The following is a 17,763-nucleotide window of genomic DNA, read 5'->3' as shown; positions in this document are numbered from 1 at the left end:
TCTTTACCCGAGGCTTACGGACCCCCCTGTTCCGGTCCCGTGTGACGTATGGCACGATGCTGGCCACCCCCACAAGCCCTGGCCTCTCAGGAGACACCCCGCGTGCAGAACTCGGCAGCCGTCCCGGACCTCGCGCACACCCACGCCCGCCCGGTGCACTGGCTGGCCACCGCGACGGCGATGGCCGCGGTCGTGGCCGCCGCCGGCTTCGTCCAGCCCGACGCCGCCACCGCGTCCCAGAAGGGCTCGGAATCACGCACCGTGACGGCGCCCGCCTCCGCGTCGGCCCCCGATCCGGCAGGCGTGGAGCTGCCCCTGGAATGCGGCGGTGTGGACAGCGTCGTGACCAAGCGGGCCACGGGCGACCTCGACGGCGACGGCGGCCCCGAGACCGTGGTGGCGGCCCGGTGCGCCGCCGGGTCGGGCACCCCGCCCAGCGGCGTCTACGTCCTCGCGGCCGGCCGCGGGACCGCGGCACGCGTCGTGGCCACGCTCGTTCAGCCCGTGGAGAAACTCAGCGTCGGCTCGCTCGCCGTACGTGACGGAGTGATCACGGCCACTCTGCTCGGGTACTCCTCGCCGCAGGTGCCGAGCTGCTGCCCCGACGAGCAGGAGAAGGCCGAATGGCGGTGGCAGGGCGGGAAGTTCGTGCGGGCCGTCCCGCCGGAAGCGCGCGGTATGTGACCGCTCACTCCGCGTCGGGGCCGTAGACCTCCACCTTGTCCGAAACCCGACGTACGTGAATGCAGTCGCCCGGGCACTCCTTGGCGGAGTCGACGACGTCGTTCAGCAGCGGCAGCGGCACCGGCGTTGTCGCGCCCGGGTCCTGGAGCAGTTCGTCGTCGCCCGACTTCACGTAGGCGAGCCCGTCGATGTCGAGCTCGAAGACCTCGGGGGCGTACTGCGCACAGATCCCGTCGCCCGTGCAGAGGTCCTGGTCGATCCAGACCTCGAGAGCCTCGGCGGCACCGTCGGTGGGAACCTCGTGCTGCACGGTCATATCTCCTGCCATTTCCTTCGTCGGGCGCAGCAAGTGATACAAGTCGCGCCAGCCCTGACGGGTGTTGAACGCTTCGACGATACAACCGACCGCTTTCCGATGTTGCCGGGTGGGTATCTGCTGGGTATTCCCCTGGCACGAGGGAGAGCGCAAGGGTGAAGATCGGACACACCCCTTCCGTCTTTGTGATCTAGGGGTTTCAATCACCACCCACACAGGTAGGGTCAGGAAGCGTCCAGCTCCCCTTGGAGGAGGTGAGGACCGTGGCAGCCCACGACGACGACATCAACCGCGGCATCCGGCCGGGGCGGGGGTCTGACGACCCAGCCGGCCAGGTTGCCTATCTCGAGCAGGAAATCGCCGTCCTGCGCCGCAAGCTCGCCGACTCTCCGCGTCATACGAGGATTCTCGAGGAGCGGATCGTCGAGCTGCAGACCAACCTGGCCGGCGTGTCCGCACAGAACGAGCGGCTCGCCAACACGCTCCGTGAGGCCCGAGACCAGATCGTGGCCCTCAAGGAGGAGGTCGACCGGCTCGCGCAGCCGCCGGCCGGCTTCGGTGTCTTCCTGCAGGCGAACGAGGACGGCACGTGCGACATCTTCACCGGGGGCCGCAAGCTCCGGGTGAACGTGAGCCCCAGCGTCGAGCTCGACGAGCTCCGGCGCGGCCAGGAGGTCATGCTCAACGAGGCGCTCAACGTGGTCGACGCCATGGAGTTCGAGCGCGCCGGGGACATCGTCACCCTCAAGGAGATCCTCGAGGACGGCGAGCGCGCCCTGGTGATCGGGCACACCGACGAGGAGCGGGTGGTGCGGCTCGCGGAGCCGCTGCTGGACACCACCATCCGCCCCGGTGACGCGCTGCTGCTCGACCCGCGCTCGGGGTACGTGTACGAGGTGATCCCGAAGAGCGAGGTCGAGGAGCTCGTCCTCGAAGAGGTCCCGGACGTCGACTACGACAAGATCGGCGGCCTCGGCGGCCAGATCGAGATGATCCGCGACGCGGTCGAGCTGCCGTACCTCTACCCCGACCTCTTCAAGGAGCACGAACTGCGGCCGCCGAAGGGCATCCTGCTCTACGGTCCGCCCGGATGCGGCAAGACGCTCATCGCCAAGGCCGTCGCCAACTCCCTTGCCAAGAAGGTCGCCGAGGTGACCGGGCAGCCCGCGGGGAAGAGCTACTTCCTCAACATCAAGGGCCCCGAGCTCCTCAACAAGTACGTCGGTGAGACCGAGCGGCACATCCGCCTCGTCTTCCAGCGCGCCCGGGAGAAGGCGGGCGAGGGCACCCCCGTCATCGTCTTCTTCGACGAGATGGAGTCCCTCTTCCGCACGCGTGGGTCGGGCGTCAGCTCGGACGTGGAGAACACCATCGTCCCGCAGCTGCTCGCCGAGATCGACGGTGTGGAGGGCCTGGAGAACGTCATCGTCATCGGCGCCTCCAACCGCGAGGACATGATCGACCCCGCGATCCTGCGACCCGGCCGGCTCGACGTCAAGATCAAGATCGAGCGTCCGGACGCGGAGGCCGCCAAGGACATCTTCGCCAAGTACCTGACCCCCTCGCTCCCGCTGCACGCCGACGACCTCGGCGAGCACAGCGGATCGAAGGAGGCCGCGGCCCACGCCATGATCCAGTCGGTCGTGGAGCAGATGTACGCGGAGTCCGAGGAGAACCGCTTCCTGGAGGTCACGTACGCCAACGGCGACAAGGAAGTCCTCTACTTCAAGGACTTCAACTCCGGCGCGATGATCCAGAACATCGTCGACCGGGCCAAGAAGATGGCCATCAAGGCCTTCCTCGACCACAACCAGAAGGGCATCCGCGTCTCCCACCTGCTCCAGGCATGTGTGGACGAGTTCAAGGAGAACGAGGACCTGCCCAACACCACCAACCCGGACGACTGGGCCCGGATCTCCGGAAAGAAGGGCGAGCGGATCGTCTTCATCCGCACCCTCGTCACCGGAAAGCAGGGCGCCGACACCGGCCGGTCCATCGACACGGTGGCCAACACCGGTCAGTACCTGTAGGCAGGCGTACCGGCTGCGGATGCCGCGGTCCCCCGCGACGGCAGGGGGCGGGTATCCGCAGCCGGATGCTTTCCGGCCAGGTGGGACCACACCGAGCAATGACCGAATTGATCTCCCCACCCACGCGGCGGCGTTCTAGGCTCTTCGGTACCGACGAGTCGCGGAGTGCGGGGACGGGCACCGCACGCGCACCGGAGAGCCAGCGGTATCTGAGCGCCGCTCCCAGCGGGGAGCGCCGCCGGGCAAGGAGGGCCGCATGACCGTACGGCGAGTAATGGGAATCGAGACGGAGTACGGCATCTCCGTCCCCGGCCACCCGAACGCCAATGCCATGCTCACCTCGTCCCAGATCGTCAATGCCTACGCGGCGGCGATGCACAGGGCGCGCCGCGCCCGCTGGGACTTCGAGGAGGAGAATCCGCTGCGGGACGCCCGCGGCTTCGACCTCGCCCGCGAGGCCGCCGACTCCAGCCAGCTCACCGACGAGGACATCGGCCTGGCCAATGTGATCCTCACCAATGGCGCACGGCTCTACGTCGACCATGCCCACCCCGAGTACAGCTCGCCCGAGGTGACCAATCCGCGCGATGCCGTGCTCTGGGACAAGGCCGGCGAACGGATCATGGCCGAGGCCGCCGAGCGGGCGGCCCAGCTGCCCGGGGCGCAGCCCATCCACCTGTACAAGAACAACACCGACAACAAGGGCGCGTCCTACGGCACGCACGAGAACTACCTGATGAAGCGGGAGACCCCGTTCTCGGACATCGTGCGCCATCTGACGCCGTTCTTCGTCTCCCGCCAGGTCGTCACGGGCGCGGGCCGGGTGGGCATCGGCCAGGACGGCCACGAGCACGGCTTCCAGATCAGCCAGCGCGCGGACTATTTCGAGGTCGAAGTGGGCCTCGAGACCACCCTCAAGCGCCCGATCATCAACACCCGGGACGAACCGCACTCCGACGCCGAGAAGTACCGCCGGCTGCACGTGATCATCGGCGACGCGAACCTGTCGGAGATCTCCACCTACCTCAAGCTGGGCACCACGGCCCTGGTGCTGTCGATGATCGAGGACGGATTCATCGCGGTCGACCTCGCGGTCGAGCAGCCCGTGCGCACCCTGCACCAGGTCTCGCACGACCCGAGCCTCCAGCATCTGGTCACACTCCGTAGCGGCCGCACACTCACCGCCGTCCAGTTGCAGATGGAGTACTTCGAGCTCGCGCGCAAGTACGTCGAGGAGCGCTTCGGCGCCGACGCCGACGAGCAGACCAAGGACGTCCTCACCCGCTGGGAGGACACGCTCAACCGCCTCGAGAACGACCCCATGAGCCTGTCCGGCGAGCTGGACTGGATCGCCAAGCGGGAGCTCATGGAGGGCTACCGGCGCCGCGACAGCCTGGACTGGGACGCGGCCCGCCTGCACCTCGTGGACCTGCAGTACGCGGACGTGCGGCCGGACAAGGGCCTGTACAACCGTCTGGCGGCCCGCGGGAAGATGAAGCGCCTGGTGGACGAGCCGGCCGTCGAGCGGGCCCAGTCCGGCCCTCCTGAGGACACCAGGGCCTATTTCCGCGGCCGCTGCCTGGAGCAGTACGCGGACGACGTGGCCGCGGCGTCCTGGGACTCGGTCATCTTCGACCTGCCCGGCCGTGACTCTCTGCAACGAGTGCCCACGCTCGAACCGCTGCGTGGTACACGTAATCACGTCAAGGAGCTCCTGGACCGCTGCCGCACGGCCGAGGAGCTGGTCCGCGTCCTGTCCGGCGGCTGACCGGGGGCTGAAAGTCCTCCCGTCCGGGAATCATCGAGGTGGTCCCCGGACGTTGAGCGAAAGTGCGGGGCCGATGTCGGACCCGGCTTGTAGGGTCTGATCTTGACCGAACGAACTCACGTCAGGGCAAACCGAGCGGGGTGAGGGACATGGCGACCAAGGACACCGGCGGCGGACAGCAGAAGGCCACGCGTTCCACTGAGGAGGTCGAGGAGCAGGCGCAGGACGCGCAGGCGGCCGAAGACCTCAAGGAGCGCCAGGAGAAGCTGTCGGACGACGTCGACTCCGTGCTGGACGAGATCGACGACGTCCTCGAGGAGAACGCGGAGGACTTCGTGCGTTCCTTCGTCCAAAAGGGCGGCGAGTAACGACCGTTGTCCGTCCCGGCTCCCGCCGGCGAAAGCCGGGGGGACCGGGACGGATGACCGGCCACGGCGCGGGTAAGGTCCGTGCACAGTTCGAAAGATCGGCCCGCGCGTGCAGAGGCGGGCCGCCGCCTACCCGGAAGGAAACGCGTGGAAGCCAACCCTCGTAGCACCGGGCGTCTGCCGGCAGCCTTCCTGACGCCGGGCTCCTCGTCCTTCATGGACTTCCTCGGCGAGCACTCACCGGAGCTGCTCCCGGGCAACCGATCGCTGCCGCCCGTGCAGGGAGCCTTCGAGGCCCCGCACGGCACGACGATCGTCGCGACGACGTTCGCTGGCGGCGTGGTGCTGGCAGGCGACCGCCGCGCCACGATGGGCAACATGATCGCGCAGCGCGACATGCAGAAGGTCTTTCCGGCCGACGAGTACTCGGCCGTGGGCATCGCCGGCACCGCCGGCCTGGCCGTGGAGATGGTCAAGCTGTTCCAGCTGGAGCTGGAGCACTTCGAGAAGGTGGAGGGCGTCCAGCTCTCCCTGGAGGGCAAGGCCAACCGCCTCTCCACGATGATCCGCAGCAATCTCGGCATGGCCATGCAGGGCCTGGCCGTGGTGCCGCTCTTCGCCGGCTACGACATCGACCGCGACAAGGGCCGCATCTTCTCCTACGACGTCACGGGCGGCCGCTCCGAGGAACAGGGGTACGCGGCCACCGGCTCCGGCTCGATCTTCGCGCGCGGCGCCATGAAGAAGCTCTACCGCGAGGACCAGACCGAGCAGCAGGCCACCACGCTGGTCGTCCAGGCGCTCTACGACGCCGCCGACGACGACTCGGCGACCGGCGGCCCGGACGTGGCCCGGCGGATCTACCCCATCGTCACGGTCATCACCGACGAGGGCTTCCGCAGGCTCACCGAGGCCGAGACCTCCGAGATCGCCCGTTCGATCCTCGAAGGCCGCCTGGCCCACCCCGACGGCCCGCGCGCCGCGCTGCTCTGATCCATGTACTCGCCTTTGACAGAAAGGGACGGATAGCCGGTGTCGACGCCGTTCTATGTCTCACCCCAGCAGGCCATGGCCGACCGGGCGGAGTACGCCCGCAAGGGCATCGCCCGCGGTCGCAGCCTCGTCGTCATGCAGTACGCCGACGGCATCGTCTTCGTCGGCGAGAACCCGTCCCGCGCGCTGCACAAGTTCAGTGAGATCTACGACCGGATCGGCTTCGCCGCGGCCGGCAAGTACAACGAGTACGAGAATCTGCGCATCGGCGGAGTGCGCTACGCGGACCTGCGGGGATACACCTACGACCGCGACGACGTCACGGCCCGCGGCCTCGCCAACGTGTACGCGCAGACGCTGGGCACCATCTTCTCCAGCGCCGGTGAGAAGCCGTACGAGGTCGAGCTGGTCGTCGCCGAGGTCGGCGCGTCCCCCGAGGGCGACCAGATCTACCGCCTCCCGCACGACGGTTCGATCGTGGACGAGCACGGCTCGGTCGCCGTCGGCGGCAACGCGGAGCAGATCAGCAGCTTCCTCGACCAGCGGCACCGCGACGGGATGTCCCTGGCCGAGGCGCTGAAGCTCGCCGTGCAGGCGCTGTCCAGCCAGGCCAACGGCACCGACCGGGAGATCCCCGCCGACCGCCTGGAGGTCGCGGTCCTGGACCGTACGCGGCCGCAGGCGCGGAAGTTCAAGCGGATCATCGGGCGGCAGCTGTCGCGGTTGCTGGAGGCCGAGGAGGCCGCCACGGCGCCGACCGACGCCCCTTCGGACATCGAGGACACGGAGGAGGGCGCGGAGTAGCGCGCCCGGCATCACCTGTGGCCGCCGGCCCCGGGCCGCCCGTGCGGTCCGGGGCACTGCCGTGCCGGAGGGGAGGAACGAGGCCTGCGGCGTCAGGCGCGGCCTGCGGGCCCCAGGGTGGGCGGCAGTGCCCAGTGGTGGAGTTCGTCGCCGTGGCGGGTCAGCCACGTGCCGTCGCCGAGCGGAGTGACGGCCGTGCCGACCCGGCGTGGATAGCGCAGCCTGCCCAGCGGTGCGAGGGTCCGCGCGTCGCACAGCCAGTGCCGGGTGGCGGGCGGTCTGCCCCGGGGGAAGATCCGGCCCGCGACCAGCACATGGGCGTCGTCGAGCAGACAGGCCGCGGTGAACTCGTCGTTCTCGGGGTCCGCGGCGAGCGCGGACAGGTCGAACAGCGCGATCTGCTCGTCGCTCGCGGCGTCGTGGGCGGCCAGCTCGTCACGGTCGTCGTTGACGGCGATGTGCTCGGCGCGCCGCAGGGTGAGGGCCCGGGTGGTGCCGGGCAGGAAGCCGACGACCTCGTGCATGCCGACCCCGCCGCGGATGTGGAGCCCGTCGTGCCGCGGTTCGACCCACCACGTCGTCCAGCTCGCCCAGGCCGTCCAGCAGGACAGTGCCATCAGGTGGCCGTCGGGGTGCCAGGTGCCGGTCATCCCGGAGGCGATCGAGCCGACGGGCCGCTCGGCGAGGACGGCGCCGGTGGCGGCGTCCAGGAGCAGCAGCGTGTCGCGGACGTACACGTGCTCCTCGATGTCCGGCTTGAGCGTCGGTACGACGGCGCAGACGAGGCGTCCGTCGGGACTGACGACCGGCGCACCGGGCGGCCGCGGGCCTCGCGAGCTGTGGTGCCAGACGGGGTGGGGGAGCGCCCAGCGGGTGCGCCCGTCGGCGCCGAGCGCCCTGATCTGGGTGTCCTCGGCCGCGACGACCGTCCCGTCGGGCAGCGGGGTGGCCCGCGCCGGGCAGGGCAGCGCCAGGGAGTGCAGCAGTGAGGGGTCGCCGGCGAGGAACGCCGTGCGGTCGTGCAGCTCGATCCGGTCCTCGTGCCGCACTCCGAGCCGCTCGCCGGAGGCGGGGTGCACCGAGCCCCGGGCTCGTACGCCGCCGAGCAGCGTCGCGTCGATCGGGCGCTGGGCGGCACTGGTCATGATCGCGATCGTTCCACGGGCCGTCGCGGCGCCTCAAGCGCGGAGGCAGCGAATCGGTCAGGGGGACGTCCGGCCGTTTCCGGCCGGACGCGCGCCGTCGGCAGACGCCGGGCCGCTGTGCGGCGGGGGCGCCGACGAGCCGCGCACGGCCAGTTCGACGGGGAGGACGTCCTGTTCGGGCGGCCGGTTGTCCAGCACCGCGAGGAGCGCCGACATGCCGCGTTCGCCGATCCGTTCCGCGGGGAGGCGCACCGTGGTCAGCTCCGGCTCGACCGCGGTGGCCAGGGCGAGGTCGTCGAAGCCCGTGACCGAGACGTCCTCGGGCACGCGCAGCCCGAGCCGGCGCACCGCCTTGCACGCGCCCGCGGCCAGGATGTCGTCGTCGCAGATCAGCGCGGTCGGCCGGGGGCCCGGCGCGGTGAGCGCCCGCTCGGCCGCCGCGCGGCCGGAGTCCACGTCGAGCGGTGCCGCGACGGTCGTCAGTTCCACATCCGCCGCGGCCGCCAGGGCCGAGCGCAGCGCCCGCGCGCGCACGTCGAACGTCCAGGAGGCGACGGCGGACGCGAGGTGGACGAACCGCCGGTGCCCCAGCCCGAGCAGATGGTCCGTCACCTGACGCATGCCGTCGGCGACGTCCAGGTTGACGTGGGCGGCGACGCCGGTGTCCGAGGGGTCGCTGTCCAGCATCACGAGCGGCAGGTCGCTGCCGTGGATCGCGGCGAGCGTACCGGCGGCCATCGAGGAGGCGATGACTCCGTCGAGAGCGGCCCGGGCGGACGCGAACGGGTCCCTGGCGGGCCCGATGCCCTCGGGTGACGGGTAGAGGACGACGCCGAATCCGTGCCGGGCGGCGACGGTGGCCGCACCGGTGTAGACGCGCGCGAAGAACTCGTTCGTGAGGGCCGGCACCACGAGCAGCGCCGTCCTCGTGCGGCCGAGGCGCAGATTGCGCGCGGCGAGGTTCGGCCGGTAGCCGATCTCCCGGGCTGCGTCGCGCACCAGGGAGGCGGTGCGCTCGGAGACGCGGCCGCGCCACTTGTCGCCCAGGACCAGGGAGACCGTGGCCTGCGAGACCCCGGCGACGCGGGCCACGTCCTTGCTCGTGGGCCGGGTGGAGCCCACTTCCGCCGGGACGGGACGGCCCTCGGGGGTCGGGTGTGCCATGCGGTGCCGTCCTCGGCCGCGCTGTGTGTTCCGCGAGCGTCCGGGGCGGCGGCACGGTGGACCCGCGGACTGTCGACATGGTACGTATGGAGAAGGAAGTTATACGTAAAACCTCGGAACGGTCCGGGGGAGAGGGGTTCCCGGATGGCCGCCGGATACGCAGACATCCTCAGAGCGCCGCACGCGGCACGGCTGCTGACCGGCACCCTCGTGGGCCGGCTGCCCGCCGCCACCGCCCACATCGCCATCGTCCTGTTCACGCGCGCCGAAGGCGGCAGCTACACACTCGCCGGCGCTCTCGCCGCCGTGTACGGACTGGCCACGGCCGTGGGCCAGCCCCTGCTCGGCCGCGCCGTCGACCTGTACGGACAGCCGAGGGTCCAGTTCCCCTCCGCCGTCGTCTCGGCGCTCGGAATGCTGCTGCTGGCCGTCGTCGGGACCGGCTCGCTGCCCCTCGCGTACACCGCGGTGATCGTCGCCGGACTGTTCACGCCGCCGCTCGAGGGCGGACTGCGTGCCCTGTGGCCGAGCGTGCTCGGCCAGGAGGAGCGCGTGCACCGAGCCTACGCCATGGACGCGGTCGCGCAGGAGATCATGTTCACCGTGGGCCCGCTGCTGGTCACTGTGCTGGTCTCCGTCTGGTCACCCGCCGCCGCGCTCCTCGTCATCAACGCGATAGGCGTCGCCGGCGCCCTGTCCGTCGTGCTCTCCGGGCCGTCCCGTGCCTGGCGCTCGGCCCCTCGTGAGGCCCACTGGCTCGGCGCCCTGCGCTCACCGGGGCTGCTCGCCCTGCTCGGCGCGTTCTTCTTCGTGGGCCTCGCACTCGGCTCCATCACCGTCGCCGGCGTCGCCTATGCCGACGATCACGGCCGCGAGGCCGTCTACGGCTGGCTGATGGCCGCACTCGGCCTGGGTGCCCTCGTCGGCGGCACCGTGTACGGCGCGCGGCAGTGGGCCGGAGCGCCGGAGACCAGGCTGCGCGCCATCGTCGCCCTGCTCGCCCTCGGCTATCTGCCGCTCGTGCTCACTCCGGGTGTCGTCGCGATGACCGCGCTGTCCGCCCTCGCCGGCGTCTTCCTCGCACCCGCCATCGCCTGCGCTTTCATCGTCGTCGACCGGCACGCCCCGCGCGGCACCGTCACCGAGGCGTTCTCGTGGCTGGTGACCACCTTCGGCGTCGGCGCGGCCGTCGGCACGGCCGTGGCGGGCCCCGCCGTCGAGATCGGGGGCACCGCGTGGAGCTTCGCCGTCGCCGGCGCCGGCGGATTCGCGGCCCTGCTCGTTCTGACGACCACTCAGCGCGTGCTCGCCGTCGCGGGCCGTACCGAGGGCATTGCGGGCTCGGGTCCGCACTCATCGGAAAATGATCGAAACGATGCAGCCCAACCCGGTTTCAGTTCAGGCCGTGAGGCGTAATGTTCAGACATGGACCGCCGCATTTTCGGGCTGGAGAACGAGTACGGCGTCACGTGCACGTTCAGGGGACAGCGCCGACTGTCACCTGACGAAGTGGCGCGCTACCTCTTCCGCCGTGTCGTGTCATGGGGCCGCAGCAGCAATGTCTTTCTGCGGAACGGCGCCCGCCTGTACCTCGACGTGGGCTCGCATCCGGAATACGCAACGCCGGAATGCGACAACGTGACCGAGCTGGTCACGCACGACAAGGCCGGCGAGCGCATTCTGGAAGGCCTGCTCGTCGACGCCGAACGCCGCCTGCACGAGGAGGGAATCGCGGGCGACGTCTATCTCTTCAAGAACAACACCGACTCGGCGGGAAACTCCTACGGCTGCCACGAGAACTATCTCGTCGCCCGGCACGGCGAGTTCTCCCGGCTGGCCGACATCCTCATTCCCTTCCTCGTGACCCGGCAGCTGCTCTGCGGCGCGGGCAAAGTGCTGCAGACGCCGCGCGGCGCGGTCTACTGCGTCAGCCAGCGCGCCGAGCACATCTGGGAGGGCGTCAGCTCCGCCACCACCCGATCCCGTCCGATCATCAACACCCGCGACGAACCGCACGCGGACGCCGAGCGCTACCGCCGTCTCCACGTCATCGTCGGCGACTCGAACATGTCCGAGACGACCATGCTCCTCAAGGTCGGCGCCACCGACCTCGTGCTGCGCATGATCGAGGCGGGCACCGTCATGCGCGACCTCACCCTGGAGAACCCGATCCGGGCCATTCGCGAGGTCAGCCACGACATCACCGGCCAGCGCAAGGTGCGCCTCGCCTCCGGGCGAGAGGCCTCCGCCCTGGAGGTCCAGCGGGAGTACTACGAGAAGGCCGTCGACTTCGTCGACCGCCGGGGCATCCGCACCGGCACGGTCGCCCAGGTCCTCGAGCTCTGGGGGCGCACGCTCGACGCGATCGAGACCGAGGACCTCGACCGCATCGGCACCGAGATCGACTGGGTCATGAAGTACAAGCTCCTGGAGCGCTACCGCGCCAAGCACAACATGACCATGTCGCACCCGCGGGTCGCCCAGATAGACCTCGCGTACCACGACATCCACCGCCGGCGCGGGCTCTACTACCTCCTGGAGAAGAAGGGACAGGCCGCCCGCATCTGCAACGACCTGAAGATCTTCGAGGGCAAATCGGTGCCCCCGCAGACCACCCGGGCGCGGCTGCGCGGCGATTTCATCCGCCGTGCGCAGGAGCAGCGGCGGGACTTCACGGTCGACTGGGTGCACCTCAAGCTCAACGACCAGGCGCAGCGCACCGTGCTGTGCAAAGACCCGTTCCGTTCGGTGGACGACCGCGTGGAGAAGCTCATCGCCGGGATGTAGCAAGCGTCAGCACTGACAGTGGAACGTCACCCGGGCCCCGCACGTTTCTCGTGCGGGGCCCGTGGCACGCCCTAGAGTGTCCGCAACTACTGAGTCGTGAGAGATCTGAGGAACACGTGCGCCGACTTGCCGGCCTTCTCGTCGTGCCCCTGCTGCTGTTGTCGACAGCGGCTTGCGGCAGCGAAGACAAGGACTCCGATTCCGCTTCCACCTCTGCCGTCTCGATGACGAACGGGCTGCCCACGATCACCGCCGGCAAGAAGTTCGGCGAGAAGCCGACTCTCGCCAAGGGCGAGGGCAAGCCGCCGGCCGACCTGAAGGTCAACGTCATCAGCGAGGGCGGCGGCCCGGCCCTCAAGAAGGGCGACCTCGCCAAGGTCGACTACCTCGGACAGCTGTGGGACGGCGACAAGCCGTTCGACAACAGCTTCGACCGCGGTGAGCCCTTCGCGGTCACGATCGGTGGCGGCGGTGTCATCGAGGGCTGGCAGAAGGCCCTGGAGGGCCAGAAGGTCGGCAGCCGGATCGAGGTCTCCATCCCGCCGGAGCTCGGTTACGGGGCCCAGGGCCAGGGCGAGATCCCGGCCAACGCGACGCTGGTGTTCGTGATGGACATCGTCAAGGGCACCACCCTGCCGGCCACCGCCAAGGGAAGCCAGGTCGCCCAGGACAACATCGACCTGCCCAAGGTCGGCACCAACACCGACGGCAAGGCGCCGTCCATCACCGTGCCCAAGAAGAACGCGCCGGCCAAGCTCGTGTCCAACTACATCATCGAGGGCACCGGGCCCGCGGTGAAGGCGAGCGACACGCTGGCCGTCCAGTACAAGGGCGTCCTGTGGAAGACGGGCAAGGAGTTCGACAGCAGCTACGCCAGGGGCGGAGCGCCGGTCAACTTCCCGCTCGCGCAGGTGATTCCGGGCTGGCAGAAGGGCCTGGAGGGCAAGAAGGCCGGCAGCCGCGTCCTGCTCGTCGTGCCGCCGGACATGGCCTACGGGGACCAGGAGCAGCAGGGAATCCCCGCCAAGTCCACGCTGGTCTTCTCCGTCGACATCCTGGCAGTTCTGTAAGACTGTCCCGGTTGACTCGCACGAAGAACGCAAGGAGCGACATCCGTGAGCATCGATAAGCCCGAGATCGACTTCCCGGGCGGCGAGCCGCCGGCCGACCTGGAGATCAAGGACATCTGGGAGGGCGACGGCCGCGAGGCCAAAGCGGGCGACACCGTCTCCGTCCACTACGTGGGCGTGGCCTTCTCCACCGGCGAGGAGTTCGACGCCTCGTGGAACCGCGGCACCCCGCTGCAGTTCCAGCTCGGCGCCGGCCAGGTCATCGCGGGCTGGGACCAGGGCGTTCAGGGCATGAAGGTCGGCGGCCGTCGCCAGCTGACCATCCCCGCGCACCTGGCCTACGGCGACCGCGGCGCCGGCGGCGGCCGCATCGCCCCCGGCGAGACGCTGATCTTCGTCTGCGACCTGGTCGCCGCCTGACGGAGCGTTCCCCAGCGCTGCACAGCGTGACGAGGGCCCGTGCCGCCCCGGATTCCTTCCGGGGCCCAGGCGCGGGCCCTCGCTTTTGTCCTTACACCCCGGGGCGGTACGGTCGACGGGCGTAAGGACTCCATCAGATGAGGTGAAGGGCGTCGATGGCCATTGCCAAGGCCGAGCGGCTGATGAATCTCGCGCTGTGTCTGCTCGGGACCCGGCGCCCGCTCAGCAAGCGCGAGCTGCGCGGGTCCATCGAGGCGTACCTGGAGGCCGGCTCCGACGACTCCTTCAACCGGATGTTCGAGCGCGACAAGGACGATCTGCGCGAACTCGGCCTGGTCATCGAGACGGTGGAGTCCCTCGACGGCGACATCGGCTACCTCGCCCGCCGCGACAGCAACCGTCTGCCCCCGATCACCCTCGACGCCGAAGAGGCCGCCGCCCTGGGCCTGGCCGCCAAGGTGTGGCAGCAGGCCCGTCTCGCCGGCGCCGCGAGCGGCGCCCTGCAGAAGCTGCGCGCGGCCGGCATGCCCGAGACCGAGGACGCCTACGAGGCGCACCACAGCGCGCTCGAACCCCGCATCCCCGTCCACGAGGCCGCGTTCGAGCCGCTGATGCTCGCCTGCCGCGACCGCCGCCCGGTCCTCTTCGACTACCGCAAGGCCAACGCCGCACAGCCCGAGCAGCGCCATGTCGAGCCGTGGGCCCTCGAATGCTGGCGCGGCCACTGGTACCTGGCCGGATACGACCGGGGACGCGGGGCCGAGCGGGTCTTCCGGCTGTCCCGGATCACCGGCAGGGTCCGCTCCTCGCGGTCCGGGGCGTTCACCGTGCCCGTGCCCGACGTCGTCACCGTGCGGGAGACCGTCGAGAGCTGGGCGGGGGAGACCGCCACCCGCTCCGCCCGGATCCGGCTGCGGTCCGGCTGCGGCTATCCGCTGCGCTCACGGGCCACGGCCGTACGGGAACTCGGCGGCGGCTGGGACGAGTTGGAGATTCCGTACGGACACGGACTGGACGCCTGGCTCGTCGAGTTCGGGCCGGACGTCGTCGTGCTGGAGCCCGCGGATCTGCGGGCCGACGTGGTGGACCGGCTGCGTGCCGTGGCCAAGGGCTGAGGGGGACTCGAGAACCATGGCCGCGAACGCCATCGACCAGACCCGGCGCATGCTGTCGCTGGTGACGTATCTGCGGGAGCGCCCCGGCGCGCGTGTCGCCGACGTCGCCCGTGCCTTCGGCATCAGCGAGGACGAGCTGATCTCCGACCTCGACGTCCTGCCCATGTGCGGGACGAGCTTCCGCGGCGGCGACCTGCTGGACATCGACACCGACGGCGAGCGCATCTGGTGGCGCAACCCCGACGCGTCCGGCGAGTCCACCGCCGAGCCACTGCGTCTGGCCGCCGACGAGGCGACCGCGCTCCTCGTGGCGGCGAGGGCCGTCGCCACCCTGCCCGGCCTGCGGGAGGGCGACCGGACCGCGCTGCTGCGGGCCACCGCGAAGATCGAGGGCGCCGCCGGTGAGGCCGCCGGAGCGAGTTCCAGGCTGTCGGTGACCTTCGAGTCCGAAGGCGGCGTCTTCGCCGACGTCGACCGGGCCATCTCGGAGCGCCGCCGGCTGTGGCTGCGCTACTACTCGCCGGCGCGCGACGAGCTCACCGAGCGCGAGGTCGACCCCATCCGACTCTTCGCCGTCGGCCACACGTACATGGAGGCGTGGTGCCGCCTCTCCGAGGCGCGCCGGACCTTCCGGCTGGACCGGGTGGCCGAGATCCGGCTCCTCGACGCCCCGGCCGCGCCGCCCGAGATCGAACTGCGCGACCTGTCCGAGGGACTCGTCCAGCCCTCCGCCGACGACCCCGAGGTGATCGTCGAGGTCGGCCCCGGCGGACGCTGGGTCGCCGAGTACTACCCCCACGACAGCGCCGAGGAGCTCGCCGACGGAGGACTGCGCATCACCCTGCGCACACCGGCGCCCGCCTCGCTGCGCAGGCTCGCGCTGCGGCTCGGCCGCGACGGCCGCATCGTCTCCCCGCCGGAGCTCGCCGCCAGCGCGAGGACGGCGGCCCAGGACGCGCTCGCCGCCTACGACGGCCAGGACGAAGGAGCACGGCGCCCGTGACTGTGATCCCCCAGGTCCCCGCCGTCGTGCCGGTCCTCTTCAAGGCGGCCTGTCCCCACTGCCGGGCGCGCTTCGAGTTGTCCGCGGGCGCGCTGCGGCTGGCGATCGGCGGCAGCCGCCGTACCACCTTCTACTCGTTCACCTGCCCCGAGTGCGGCTGCGCCGTCCGCAAGCCGGCCGGTGAGCGCATCGTCGAGCTGCTGACCGGTGGCGGCGTACGGACCCTGCGCCTGCACAGCACCGGCTGAGGACGGTCTAGGCTCGTCGCATGTTCTGGCCCATGCTCGCCATCGCCCTCGGATTCCTCGGCATCGCCGTCCTGGGGGTCCTCGGTATCAAGGTCTTCGTCGAGGCCCAGCGCCTGGGCCGCGAGGTCGCCCGCACCGCCGAGCGGATCGACCGGGCGGCCGAGGACCTGGAGCGGGCGGCGACATCCCTCGCGCAGACCGGGAACACGCTGCGCTGAGCCGCCCGCCGAAGGCGGTTGGAGATCACGTACGCACCCTGCTACGGGGCTGATCCGGGCGGTACGCTGCTGGTGGCGGCACCGGAGATGAGGCACCGACCGCTGATGGGTGTACGCACGGGGATTGCCCTGCGTTTACCCGTCCGAGTTACGATCGCTGCGGGTCGCTTCGGACGCCAGTCCGAGGGGGCCGAAGCCAGAGCCCCAAGCCGCCTCGGTGAGAAGGTAGAAACAGCTATGTTCCGACAGATCGGCCCCACCGAGATCATCATCATCGCGCTGCTCATCCTCCTGCTGTTCGGTGCCAAGAAGCTCCCCGACATGGCGCGTTCGCTGGGCAAGTCCGCCCGCATCCTCAAGAGCGAGGCCAAGGCGATGAAGTCGGAGGGCCAGCCCGCGGCGACGCCCGCGGAGCCGAAGGACCCGTCTCAGGGCCAGACCGCGCCGCGCACGATCCAGGCCGCTCCCGGCGATGTCACCAGCGCCCGCCCTGTGAACGAGCCCACCGACACCCCCCAGCGCTGACCCAAGGCCCCTCGATGGTGGCCTGCCGCACGAGATGAGGACGTGGGTTGCTCAAGTCTGCCCGCTCGAATCAGAAGGAGAAGGACCCCGAGGGGCGGATGCCGCTCGCGGACCATCTGCGTGAGCTCCGCAACAGGCTCGCGAAGGCCATGCTGGCGATCGTCATCGCCTCGGCCGTCGCGGTGGCCTACAGCCAGGAGCTGATGGAGTTCCTCACCTCGCCCGTGCCGGAGTGCGGGAACGACGGCCCGAAGACCGGCGGAGTGTGCGCCACCGTCGTCTACACCGACCTGTTGTCGCCGTTCACCACGACGGTGAAGGTGGTGCTGATGGCGGGCATCGTCGTCTCCTGCCCGATCTGGCTCTACCAGTTGTGGGCCTTCGTCGCCCCGGGCCTGCACAGGAACGAGAAGAAGTACAGCTATTACTTCGCCGCGGCGGCCGCCCCGCTGTTCGCGATGGGTGTCTACTTCGCCTACCTGATCATGCCGGTGAGCATGAAGGTGCTGCTGTCGATCACCCCGGCACCCGCGGAGAACCTGCTCAGCGTCGACAAGATCCTGGACTTCACCGTCCGGATGGTGCTGATCTTCGGCTTCTCCTTCGAACTGCCGCTCCTGCTGATCATGCTGAACCTGACGGGCATCGTGACCGGCCGGCGCATGCTCGGCTGGTGGCGGGGCGCCGTCATGGGCATCTTCGTCTTCGGCGCGATCGCCACGCCCTCCACCGACCCGCTGGGCATGGTGGCGCTGTCCGGGCCGATCATCCTGCTCTACTTCGTCGCCGTCGGCTTCTCGCTCCTCAACGACCGCCGCAGGCGTCGCAACGACCCCGATGCCGGGCTCGACGACGACGAGGCGTCCGACCTCGATCTGACCCCGTCGGAGATCGGCGAGGTGGAGACGGTCCCCGCCTCCCGCGCGTTGCCCGAGCAGGCCGCGGGCGACGCCGACGGCGGCCGCTCCAACCGGCTCAACGGATACGACGACATCACCTGATCCGCGGTCGCGGACGCACACACAGGAGGGGCCGGGAGAAATCCCCGGCCCCTCTTCGTGTGCAAGCGGTGCCCGGCGCGGGTAGGCCCCCGGGTAGGTGCGCC

19 protein-coding genes are annotated in these 17,763 nt (G+C 70.2%); 16 read left to right on the top strand and 3 right to left on the bottom strand.

Going from position 1 to position 17,763, the window contains the following annotated elements; all coding sequences use genetic code 11:
- Positions 1 to 102 precede the first annotated feature (102 nt).
- Positions 103 to 684 carry a hypothetical protein gene (locus AB0K02_RS06580; RefSeq protein ID WP_365991232.1) on the top strand — a complete coding sequence of 194 codons (582 nt, stop codon included), beginning with the start codon at positions 103 to 105 and terminating at the stop codon, positions 682 to 684.
- A gap of 4 nt (positions 685 to 688) precedes the next feature.
- Here the strand turns inward: AB0K02_RS06580 and AB0K02_RS06575 are convergent, their stop codons facing one another.
- Positions 689 to 1,000 carry a ferredoxin gene (locus AB0K02_RS06575; RefSeq protein ID WP_365991231.1) on the bottom strand — a complete coding sequence of 104 codons (312 nt, stop codon included), beginning with the start codon at positions 998 to 1,000 and terminating at the stop codon, positions 689 to 691.
- 263 nt (positions 1,001 to 1,263) lie between these two features.
- Between AB0K02_RS06575 and arc the strand changes: the two genes are divergently transcribed.
- The 5 genes from arc to prcA all read left to right on the top strand — a co-directional run bounded on the left by arc (position 1,264) and on the right by prcA (position 6,963).
- A complete protein-coding gene (gene arc / locus AB0K02_RS06570) occupies positions 1,264 to 3,030 on the top strand; it encodes a proteasome ATPase (RefSeq protein WP_365991230.1) in 1,767 nt (588 codons plus the stop codon).
- 256 nt (positions 3,031 to 3,286) lie between these two features.
- The gene (gene dop / locus AB0K02_RS06565; RefSeq protein WP_365991229.1) at positions 3,287 to 4,798 is read left to right on the top strand and encodes a depupylase/deamidase Dop; all 1,512 of its coding nucleotides are present in this window, start codon (positions 3,287 to 3,289) and stop codon (positions 4,796 to 4,798) included.
- A 149-nt stretch (positions 4,799 to 4,947) separates the two neighbouring features.
- Positions 4,948 to 5,166 (top strand): ubiquitin-like protein Pup, encoded by a 219-nt coding sequence (locus AB0K02_RS06560; RefSeq protein WP_030879180.1) that lies wholly within the window; start codon positions 4,948 to 4,950, stop codon positions 5,164 to 5,166.
- A gap of 147 nt (positions 5,167 to 5,313) precedes the next feature.
- A complete protein-coding gene (gene prcB, locus AB0K02_RS06555; protein WP_365991228.1) occupies positions 5,314 to 6,159 on the top strand; it encodes a proteasome subunit beta in 846 nt (281 codons plus the stop codon).
- 39 nt (positions 6,160 to 6,198) lie between these two features.
- Positions 6,199 to 6,963, top strand: coding sequence for a proteasome subunit alpha (gene prcA / locus AB0K02_RS06550; RefSeq protein WP_365991227.1), 765 nt, complete (start codon positions 6,199 to 6,201; stop codon positions 6,961 to 6,963).
- 92 nt (positions 6,964 to 7,055) lie between these two features.
- Here prcA and AB0K02_RS06545 read toward each other — a convergent pair whose 3' ends face one another.
- Together AB0K02_RS06545 and AB0K02_RS06540 are read right to left on the bottom strand one after the other, a co-directional pair.
- Positions 7,056 to 8,108: a hypothetical protein gene (locus AB0K02_RS06545; protein WP_365991226.1), complete on the bottom strand. Its 1,053-nt coding sequence runs from the start codon at positions 8,106 to 8,108 to the stop codon at positions 7,056 to 7,058.
- Between the two features lie 57 nt (positions 8,109 to 8,165).
- Positions 8,166 to 9,272, bottom strand: coding sequence for a LacI family DNA-binding transcriptional regulator (locus tag AB0K02_RS06540; protein ID WP_365991225.1), 1,107 nt, complete (start codon positions 9,270 to 9,272; stop codon positions 8,166 to 8,168).
- 144 nt (positions 9,273 to 9,416) lie between these two features.
- Between AB0K02_RS06540 and AB0K02_RS06535 the strand changes: the two genes are divergently transcribed.
- The 10 genes from AB0K02_RS06535 to tatC all read left to right on the top strand — a co-directional run bounded on the left by AB0K02_RS06535 (position 9,417) and on the right by tatC (position 17,659).
- Positions 9,417 to 10,688: an MFS transporter gene (locus tag AB0K02_RS06535; protein ID WP_365991224.1), complete on the top strand. Its 1,272-nt coding sequence runs from the start codon at positions 9,417 to 9,419 to the stop codon at positions 10,686 to 10,688.
- Positions 10,689 to 10,697: 9 nt separating this feature from the next.
- The gene (gene pafA / locus AB0K02_RS06530; RefSeq protein ID WP_307716319.1) at positions 10,698 to 12,059 is read left to right on the top strand and encodes a Pup--protein ligase; all 1,362 of its coding nucleotides are present in this window, start codon (positions 10,698 to 10,700) and stop codon (positions 12,057 to 12,059) included.
- A 116-nt stretch (positions 12,060 to 12,175) separates the two neighbouring features.
- Positions 12,176 to 13,129 carry an FKBP-type peptidyl-prolyl cis-trans isomerase gene (locus tag AB0K02_RS06525; protein WP_365991223.1) on the top strand — a complete coding sequence of 318 codons (954 nt, stop codon included), beginning with the start codon at positions 12,176 to 12,178 and terminating at the stop codon, positions 13,127 to 13,129.
- A 45-nt stretch (positions 13,130 to 13,174) separates the two neighbouring features.
- On the top strand, positions 13,175 to 13,549 hold the full coding sequence (locus AB0K02_RS06520; protein WP_365991222.1) for an FKBP-type peptidyl-prolyl cis-trans isomerase: 375 nt from the start codon (positions 13,175 to 13,177) through the stop codon (positions 13,547 to 13,549).
- A gap of 155 nt (positions 13,550 to 13,704) precedes the next feature.
- The gene (locus AB0K02_RS06515; protein ID WP_365991221.1) at positions 13,705 to 14,664 is read left to right on the top strand and encodes a WYL domain-containing protein; all 960 of its coding nucleotides are present in this window, start codon (positions 13,705 to 13,707) and stop codon (positions 14,662 to 14,664) included.
- Positions 14,665 to 14,680: 16 nt separating this feature from the next.
- Positions 14,681 to 15,667 (top strand): WYL domain-containing protein, encoded by a 987-nt coding sequence (locus AB0K02_RS06510; protein WP_365991220.1) that lies wholly within the window; start codon positions 14,681 to 14,683, stop codon positions 15,665 to 15,667.
- Complete coding sequence (locus AB0K02_RS06505) at positions 15,664 to 15,915, top strand: hypothetical protein (RefSeq protein ID WP_365991219.1); 252 nt, start codon at positions 15,664 to 15,666, stop codon at positions 15,913 to 15,915. Before AB0K02_RS06510 ends, AB0K02_RS06505 begins: the two co-directional genes overlap by 4 nt.
- A gap of 20 nt (positions 15,916 to 15,935) precedes the next feature.
- Entirely contained in the window at positions 15,936 to 16,133 is a 198-nt protein-coding gene (locus AB0K02_RS06500) for a hypothetical protein (RefSeq protein WP_365991218.1), read from the top strand.
- 237 nt (positions 16,134 to 16,370) lie between these two features.
- Positions 16,371 to 16,658 (top strand): Sec-independent protein translocase subunit TatA, encoded by a 288-nt coding sequence (tatA, locus tag AB0K02_RS06495; protein ID WP_365991217.1) that lies wholly within the window; start codon positions 16,371 to 16,373, stop codon positions 16,656 to 16,658.
- 47 nt (positions 16,659 to 16,705) lie between these two features.
- Complete coding sequence (gene tatC, locus AB0K02_RS06490; protein ID WP_365991216.1) at positions 16,706 to 17,659, top strand: twin-arginine translocase subunit TatC; 954 nt, start codon at positions 16,706 to 16,708, stop codon at positions 17,657 to 17,659.
- Positions 17,660 to 17,763: the final 104 nt, after the last annotated feature.

Source organism: Streptomyces sp. NPDC049597, assembly GCF_040675505.1.
Classification (GTDB): Bacteria; Actinomycetota; Actinomycetes; order Streptomycetales; family Streptomycetaceae; genus Streptomyces.
The sequence above is the reverse complement of the archived record's forward strand: the minus strand, read 5'-3'. Positions and strand labels throughout refer to the sequence as shown.